Origin of the sequence: Paenibacillus sp. IHB B 3415, from assembly GCF_000802655.2 — a bacterium.
Lineage (GTDB): Bacteria > Bacillota > Bacilli > Paenibacillales > Paenibacillaceae > Paenibacillus_AQ > Paenibacillus_AQ phytohabitans.
In genome coordinates this window covers 76,908-85,138 of record NZ_JUEI01000050.1, presented here as the reverse complement: position 1 = coordinate 85,138, position 8,231 = coordinate 76,908, and the positions used below count along the sequence as shown (strand labels likewise).

6 protein-coding genes are annotated in these 8,231 nt (G+C 50.9%); all 6 read right to left on the bottom strand.

Annotated features, from left to right (window positions below; all coding sequences use genetic code 11):
• Positions 1-488 precede the first annotated feature (488 nt).
• Complete coding sequence (locus tag QW71_RS21440) at positions 489-2,387, bottom strand: beta-glucoside-specific PTS transporter subunit IIABC (protein ID WP_039303403.1); 1,899 nt, start codon at positions 2,385-2,387, stop codon at positions 489-491.
• 148 nt (positions 2,388-2,535) lie between these two features.
• Positions 2,536-3,390, bottom strand: coding sequence for a BglG family transcription antiterminator LicT (gene licT, locus QW71_RS21435; protein ID WP_039303402.1), 855 nt, complete (start codon positions 3,388-3,390; stop codon positions 2,536-2,538).
• A gap of 297 nt (positions 3,391-3,687) precedes the next feature.
• Entirely contained in the window at positions 3,688-5,145 is a 1,458-nt protein-coding gene (locus QW71_RS21430; protein WP_039303399.1) for a glycoside hydrolase family 1 protein, read from the bottom strand.
• Positions 5,146-5,394: 249 nt separating this feature from the next.
• On the bottom strand, positions 5,395-5,973 hold the full coding sequence (locus QW71_RS21425) for a hypothetical protein (RefSeq protein WP_039303396.1): 579 nt from the start codon (positions 5,971-5,973) through the stop codon (positions 5,395-5,397).
• Positions 5,974-6,181: 208 nt separating this feature from the next.
• Positions 6,182-7,399, bottom strand: a complete 1,218-nt coding sequence (locus QW71_RS21420; protein WP_039303393.1) for a PLP-dependent aminotransferase family protein — start codon at positions 7,397-7,399, stop codon at positions 6,182-6,184.
• 67 nt (positions 7,400-7,466) lie between these two features.
• Positions 7,467-8,123: a response regulator transcription factor gene (locus QW71_RS21415; RefSeq protein WP_039303390.1), complete on the bottom strand. Its 657-nt coding sequence runs from the start codon at positions 8,121-8,123 to the stop codon at positions 7,467-7,469.
• Positions 8,124-8,231: the final 108 nt, after the last annotated feature.

Below are 8,231 nucleotides of genomic sequence, written 5' to 3'. Positions count from 1 at the left end.
GAAAACACGAGTTTTTAGCAGAATGTCTCCATAATTAGGGGGCCGAACCGGTTTAACCGGGCAGAACGGTTTAGTTGGATAAAAGGCATCTAATTGATCTGATTTCAACTCGAATGGCGGATTCCGAATCAATAGATGCATTATTTCCAATTAAATCCCTGAAATCTCCAGTTTCAGGAGAATTAAATGCTCTTTTTCCACCTAATCCGTGTGGAAGGACAGAGCAGAATTGGGCAGAGCAAAAAGACACGCATACGCATACATACGGAGTCATCCCGTACGCAGACCCACTGCGTGGCGAGACAACTCCTTTTTTTCACCCTAGTTCTTTCACTTGTTCTTGTAATCGTTCTTCCACTCGTTCTTCCATTACTTTCGCGCCAGACTTACAAGTCTCAGCCCTACTTCCTCCCAAACCTTGCAGTCACACCCGCCTTATGCTTTTGGCTTTTCGGCTATCTATCTTTTCAGCTTTCCAGCTACCCGGCCTAGGCAAGCACCGTATACAGCAGCTCCTTCTCCTTGACGGAAGAGCGGCCGGAAGGCAGGATCGAGTTATACTGCTGGATATTCGTGATAATGACCGGCGTAATGGTGCTGTAGCCTGCCTTCTCGATCTCAACATGATCGAATTCCATCAGCAGATCGCCGACAGACACCTTGGTTCCAGCGGTAACCTTAGGTGAGAAATGCAGTCCCTTCAGCTTCACGGTGTCGATCCCGATGTGGATCAGCATTTCGGCTCCGCTGTCACTGACCAGACCAATCGCATGGCCGCTCTTCGACAGCGAGAACACCGTTCCGTTGACCGGCGATACCACGCGGCCTTCGGAGGGCTGAATGGCAAAGCCCTTACCCATAATTTCTTCGGAGAACGCCGGATCATTCACTTCACTCAGCGGCTTCACTTCACCTGCAATCGGACTGAACACTTCTTCATTAACCATCGTCGGTTCAACCCGCGTTACAGCAGACGCAGCCGTCACGCTTGCTGCTGCCGGAGGTGCTGATTCCATAACCGGCGCTGCAGCGGCCTCAGGCTCATCTTCAAAGCCCAGAATATAAGTGACGATAGCCGCAACCGCAGCACCAATCGCAAAACCGATCACCGAATAGACGAAGGTCGCTCCAATAACCATCGGAATCCCGGAGAGCCCGGCAAGTCCGCCGATAACATAAGCCTTAACCTTGAACAAGCTGAGGAACGCACCGCCGACAGCTCCGCCGATCAGGGCAGAGATAAACGGTTTCTTAAGGCGCATATTCACGCCGTACATAGCAGGCTCTGTAATTCCCATAAAGGCAGTAATACTAGTGGACATCGATAGAGATTTCAGCTTACTGTTCTTGGTTCTCAGAGAGACACCGAGCGCACTGCCCGCCTGGGCGAAGTTAGCAACCATCATAATTGGAATCATATAGTCATAACCAAGCTGGGCAATAGAAGCAATCATGATCGGAATCAATGCATAGTGCATCCCTGTGATGATCAGTAATGACATCGTTCCGCCAAGCAGCAGTCCTGCGAACAGGCCGGTATTTTCGAACAGCCAGCTGATTCCTCCGGTAAGACCGTCCCCGATAATTACGCCCAGCGGGCCGACCGCAATCAGGGTAAGCGGTACAATGACAAGCAGCGTTACCGTTGGAACAATAATCAGCTTCAGGGAAGCGTGAGTGATTTTATCTACGGCTTTTTCCACATAGGAAGCCAGCCATACCGCAATGACAATCGGAATCACGGATGAAGAATAGGTTGCGGCTACCACCGGCAGCGAAGCAAACGTGACCGTCTCCCCAGACCCCAGCAGCGTAGTAACCGTTGGATGCAGGATCGCAGCCCCTATTGCTGCAGCAATGTACATATTACTGCCCAGCTTGCGGGCAGCACTGACCGCCAGCACGATCGGCAGGAAGTAGAAGGCGCCATCACCGATGGCCGAGAGAATAACATAAGTAGAGTTATCCGTGCCCATCCAGCCCAGCGCCACGAGCAGCGCTACAATCCCCTTGATCATCCCCGCGCCGGTGATGGCCGGCAGGATCGGTGTGAAGATCCCCGAGATGAAATCGAACAGCTTGCTTAGCGGATTCTGCTTCTTCTTGTCTACCTTTTCAGCGGAGGTCTTCTTCTCGGGAGAACCCGCCATATTGCCGACCAGCTCATTGTAGACTACCGGCACATCATTACCGATGATGACCTGGAACTGCCCGCCGTTGATCATAACTCCCATCACGCCATCCGTCTTCTGCAGCGCCGCTTTGTCAGCACGGTTATTGTCATTCAGATTGAAGCGCAGACGGGTCATGCAATGGGTGACCTGATCGATATTTTCTTCTCCGCCGACCAGCCGCAATATTTCTTTAGACAGCTCTTTTTTATTCATATGGGCTAACTCCTTTAGTCTATTATGTTGTTTATTGTGTATTTTTGGCAAAAGAAAAACCTAAACACCGGTCCGTGATGCATACTTACGCTCATCACTGTCCGAGTTTAGGTTTTGCCTCTGGGTAGAGTAGCAATCCTGCACCACATTATTCAGTTACATCATTTTCATTGCGGTTAATCCGTTCAATATGGATGGTCAGGTAGAGGATTTCTTCCTTGGACAAGACCCGCTTGTAAATCTTGCGTGTGTAGTCGGCAATTTTCATCGTACAGGCATATGCTGCCGGGTACTGCTGCATGACCAGATCATGCAGCGCATGATCCTTATCCCGGTCCTCAGCGGCTGTACCCTGAACGACCCGCTGCGCGAAGAATTTCAGATGGGTCAAAAAACGGTAATACCCGAGCGATTCTTCATCCAGCTCAATCAGAAAAGTCCGCCGGACAATGTTTAGGATGTCCTTCACAATATTCGTAATGCTCACCGTCTCACGCATTTCACCATTCATCTGTGCATTGACCAGATGCATTGTAATGAAAGCGCACTCGTCCTCCGGCAGCAGCACGCCAAGCCGCTCCTCAATGATTTGCAGCGCCTTCAGTCCAATGGAGAACTCTTTGCGGTACATCCGCTTAATTTCCCACAGCAGTGCATTCTTGATTTGAAGCCCCTGACGGTGGCGGTCGATGGCGAAATGGATATGGTCCGTGAGCGAGATATAGATACTGTCATGCAGCTTCTCTCCCAGGACCGTTTCGGCATAACGGATCACTTCATCGGTACATTCCACATACTCCATCGGAATATCGGAGAGCAGCGACATCAGCTTCTGTGAACCTTCTTTATTCTCCAGGGAGAATACTTTCTCAACCTTGTCCTCTTCAATGTCATCACCAGCCTGCTTCTTGAAGGCAATCCCCCGGCCCATTACGACCAGTTCCTTCCCGCTGGCATCGATTACAGTTACAACATTGTTGTTGAGCACCTTAGCAATTTTCATTCCATCACCTTACACCGTCAGAGTAATAAAATCACCCCACAACGTGGGGATATAACATGTATGCTAACTCAGGTACTTTGCGGGGAACCCCGAATATATGCTTCCTAATAGGTTAAAAAAAGGCAAAACCAAAACGGCATACAACAATGCCCGTTTCTGGTTTTGCCTGAATGAACAGTAACAATCCAGTTATTTCACCTGTAGCAGCATCTTAGCATATCATTATAAAAATGACAATACTTTTATGAAAACGGTTTACTTAAGATCTTTGGGCTTCTTAAGCATGCCCCAATAATGTTATAAAATTTCACCATTAGATGAAATAACCTGCTTGTACCATTCAAAAGAATCTTTTTTGCTGCGGTTCAGCGTGCCGCTTCCGGTATCATCCAGGTCTACATAAATGAATCCGTAGCGTTTGGACATTTCCGAGGTAGACATACTGACCAGATCAATCGGTCCCCAGGCCGTGTAGCCCATCAGCTCCACACCGTCCTTAACCGCTTCCTTCATCTCCTTGATATGCTCGCGCAAATAATCGATCCGGTAATGGTCATGAACCGCCCCGTCTGCTTCCACCTTGTCAAAAGCACCCAGTCCATTCTCCACAATGAACAATGGCTTCTGGTACCGGTCGTACAGGTTGTTCAGTGTGATACGCAGACCCACCGGGTCAATCTGCCAGCCCCAATCGGAGGCTTTCAGATAAGGGTTCTTGATTCCTCCCAGCAAGTTCCCTGCTGTAGCTTCGCCTTCCGGACCGGCAGAAACCGTAAGCGTCATATAATAGCTGAACGAGATGAAGTCCACTGTATTCGCAGCCAGAATCTCATCATCTCCCGGCTCGCGGGCGATCACAATGTTGTTTTCGGCAAAATAACGGTCCATGTAACGGGGATACTTCCCGCGCGCATGCACATCAGTGAAGAACAGATTCATCTGATTCTCCTGCTGGCTCTTACGCACATCCGCTGGATTGCAGGTATTCGCATAGCTCTCCATCCGGGCCAGCATACAGCCGATCTGGGAGCCGGGAATAATCTCGTGACCCAGCTTGGTTGCCAGAGCACTTGCCACAAACTGGTGGTGCAGTCCCTGGAACACGGTCTGAAGCTTGTTCTCCACGTGATCGGTAAGGATACCGCCTCCGGTGTATGGACTGAACAGCATCACGTTAATTTCGTTGAAGGTCAGCCAGTATTTCACCTTGCTTCTGTAGCGGGTAAATACAGTTTCGGCATATTTCACATAGAAGCCAACCACTTCACGGCTGGCCCAGCCGTTATACTTCTGCGTTAGTCCCAGCGGCGTCTCATAATGAGACAAGGTCACGAGCGGCTCAATGCCGTATTTAAGCAGTTCATCGAATACATCATCGTAGAATTGCAGGCCCTGCTCGTTCGGCATGGCATCATCGCCATTCGGGAAAATACGCGCCCAGTTAATCGACATCCGGAAGACCTTGAAGCCCATCTCAGCGAATAAGGCGATGTCCTCTTTGTACCGGTGATAGAAATCAACGCCTTCACGTTTCGGAAACCAGTCCTCCGTCTCTCCGGCAAGAATCCGGGCAATCCGCTCGGTGGTGATTTCCATCGAATGATCTCCCTGCCGTTTATCCTTGGGCACGAAGGCGATCATATCTGCGGTCGACAACCCTTTCCCGCCCTGGTCAAAAGCCCCCTCCAGCTGATTGGCAGCGGTTGCGCCGCCCCATAAGAAATTCTCAGGAAATCCGTTTTGTACTGCAGCCATTGTCATTACCCCTTTTCCTAGTTGTTGTCCAGATCAGAAGGCCCGGAAAACAGAAAAACCTAAACCTATGGCAATGTCATTGAAGCCCCAGTTAAAGGGTTCAAATCAGTCACCATCAGTTTAGGTTTTGCCTGGCCCGGCCAGTAACAATCCAGTAAACGATGTGTTTATGGAAGATTTAATTGATTTCAGCCTAACACAGCACCCTGGAAATTTCAAATTAAAATCTGCTGCATTCGCTCTGGCATGTCATTTCTCTTGGAGCAGAATCAATGATTCCGCTGCATCCTCAAAATCCTTCCGGTCAAACATTCTGGCCGAGAAGATTTCAAAATGGGTGTTTTCTATTTCACCATACAGATATTCCACCGCACTCTCCTCTTCGCTAATCCACTTTCCTTCCAATTGCGGGGACAGCCGCACCTTGGTAACCGTTCTATTTCCGCCCGCAGGCTCCAGCTCCTCCATAGACTCAGTAATCGCCATCCGGATGAAATGAAGGGTCAACCGTTTTCCGTCCACCTTGGCCTCTTCAAAATAATCATCCGGACCGCCGCCAATCTCAGGAATATATACGTTCACCAGGCCGGCTTTTTGCGCCGCTTCCCGGATCTCCTGGAGCTGATTCCGGCTGTAGTGCAGCTTGTTGACCGGTTCCTCACATACAGGAGTATCTAAAGCCGAACGGCCCGTTTCACCTTTGCCAGCGGCAGGTCCTGCGGATTCGGTGGGTACAGGCGCATCCGGTGGTTCCGGATTACTGCTGCATCCTCCCAGCAGCAATACTGCAATGCAAGCTGCCAACCTATATGTTTTGTTTATTTTCATTTTCTTTCAGCTCCGGTTCCTTGGGTTTGGAATAAATTTGACACTCAGCCCAAGTATAGTTCCTTCTACAACAAGATAAGTTTCATATTTTTCCGATTCTAAAGACATCTTTGTAAATTTAGTCCAAAAAAAGAAGGACAACCGCCCGCCATTTCATGGCAAGCAGTCATCCTTCTTCTATATCATGCTCCGGTTATTCCCGTCACTCTCAGCTCCGCGCCGTAAACTCCGATACCGCTTCACTCATCAGATTCATGCCCAGCAGCAGCTCATCCCGGCCGGGGTGGCTGAAGTTAAGCCGGATCCGGTCCGAGCCTCCGCTTACACTGCAGAGCGGTCCGGGCAGAAAGGCTACGCCTTTAGCCAATGAGGCACGCAGCAGTGCCATGGCATCCAGACCCTCCGGCAGCGACACCCAGAGGAACATCCCGCCAACCGGCATATCATACACGCTGCTCTTCCAGGCCGGACGTTTCAGAAGCTCGGCCATCAGCTTCAGGCGGGTGTTGTACTCCCGGTTCAGCAGGGTGATATGCTCCCGCAGATCAAAGGCGCTTACACTAAGCAGATGATGCAGCAGCCGCTGGTTCAGCGAGCTGGACTGCCAGTCCGCCATCTGCTTCGCAGCGGTCATCATCCCGATCAGCTCGCGGCTTCCCGCCGCCCAGCCCGTCCGCAGCGCCGGCGCAACCGTTTTGCTGAATGAACCGATATACAGCACATGCCCGCCCTCGCTGACATTCTCCAGCGCGTAGAGGGAAGGGTATCTCAGAGATGGATGCTCATCATAACGCTGGAAATGCAGATCACCGTAAGAATCATCCTCTATAATCAGCACGTTATGGGAGGTGCACAGCTCAAGGATTTCCTTGCGCCGCGCAAGGCTCCACAGCACACCGCTCGGATTGGTAAAGCTCGGTGTGGCAAACAGCATTTTGGGCCGGTGCTGGCGGATTCCGCTGCGCAGATGATCGGGCAGCAGGCCGTCCTTATCCCCCTGCACCGGAATGATAACGGCACCCTGCATCCGCAGCGCCTGCAGAATGCCCGGGGAGGTCGGATTCTCGACCAGCACCCGGTCACCGGGATCTATATAGACTCTGGCCAGCAAATCGATGGCCTGTTGGCTTCCCGTTGTCAGAAGAACTCCGCCTTCGGCCACATTTACCCCTTTGCCTCCCAGCCAATCTCCGGTAAGCCACTCCCGCAGCGGGCCATAGCCCTCGGGATCGCCGTACTGCAGAGCTCCGGCATCTGCTGAAATCACCGTCGACGCCGCTTCAGACAATAGCGGCAACGGGAATAATTCCTCCGCCGGCAGCTCTTCCGCCAGCGAGATCAGTGTGCCGCGCCGCGTTTGTTTGCGGATGCTCAGCAGTGGTGATGACAACAACGTATGTGCGCGCGCAGAAAATTCATACTTCATACGCTCCCCCCTTTACTCTGGTTTAAGAATATTCCAGCCCGGACGGCATTATGTCGTTATACGGGGATTAGGCGTAGATTTGCTTGTTCTGTCTTGAGAATAGGGCGAACTTCTCGATCGCCTGTGCCCTCGTAGATACTTCCAGCTTAACATAAATCTTGCGCAGATAGTTATCGATCGAGCGGCGGCTGACTTCAATTTCCAGGGCGATCTTATCGTATGTAATTCCTTGCACAATGCGTTCCATAATAAACATCTCTGTCTGTGTAAGCTGCATTACAGCGTCCAGCCCTTTGGAAGAGGTCACCGGACGTACCCCCTTCTCAATCCATTCCAGCGGAATGGAGAGGAAGCCTTCACGGATTCCACTAATCATCTGCAGCAGTTGATTCGGAGTCGCCCCCTTGGACAGCACTCCGCTGGCCCCAAGCTCAATCAGCGGCTGAAACATTTCTTTATCGTTCTCTTCGGTCATAATTATAAAATGGGAGCTCTGTGAGCTCTTCTTCATCTCTGGCAGAACATCCTCTACCGTTCCTTCCGGCATTTGATAATCACTGAGTACCAGGTCCGGCCCGGTATCCCGCACCATGGAAACGCATTCGCTCCAGGTGGAATACATACCTGCAACCTCCAGCTCTCCCCCTTCTTCCAGAATCAATTTTGTTCCCAACATACTTGTGGGATGACATCCCACGATGACCACCCGCCAGACTTTCATCAATGCCCAGACCTCCTGCTATCTATATAATTTACGAGAATGGAAAGCGCGATAAGCGTTTCCGGTTAACACGCAAGCAAGGAACTATGATGTCTTGTCTGTTCTTCCTAC

Coding starts and splice junctions, on each gene's coding strand:
- QW71_RS21440 (WP_039303403.1), bottom strand. CDS start 2,387: ATGAATAAAAAAGAGCTGTCTAAAGAAATATTGCGGCTGGTCGGCGGA.
- QW71_RS21425 (WP_039303396.1), bottom strand. CDS start 5,973: ATGAAAATAAACAAAACATATAGGTTGGCAGCTTGCATTGCAGTATTG.
- licT (WP_039303402.1), bottom strand. CDS start 3,390: ATGAAAATTGCTAAGGTGCTCAACAACAATGTTGTAACTGTAATCGAT.
- QW71_RS21420 (WP_039303393.1), bottom strand. CDS start 7,399: ATGAAGTATGAATTTTCTGCGCGCGCACATACGTTGTTGTCATCACCA.
- QW71_RS21430 (WP_039303399.1), bottom strand. CDS start 5,145: ATGGCTGCAGTACAAAACGGATTTCCTGAGAATTTCTTATGGGGCGGC.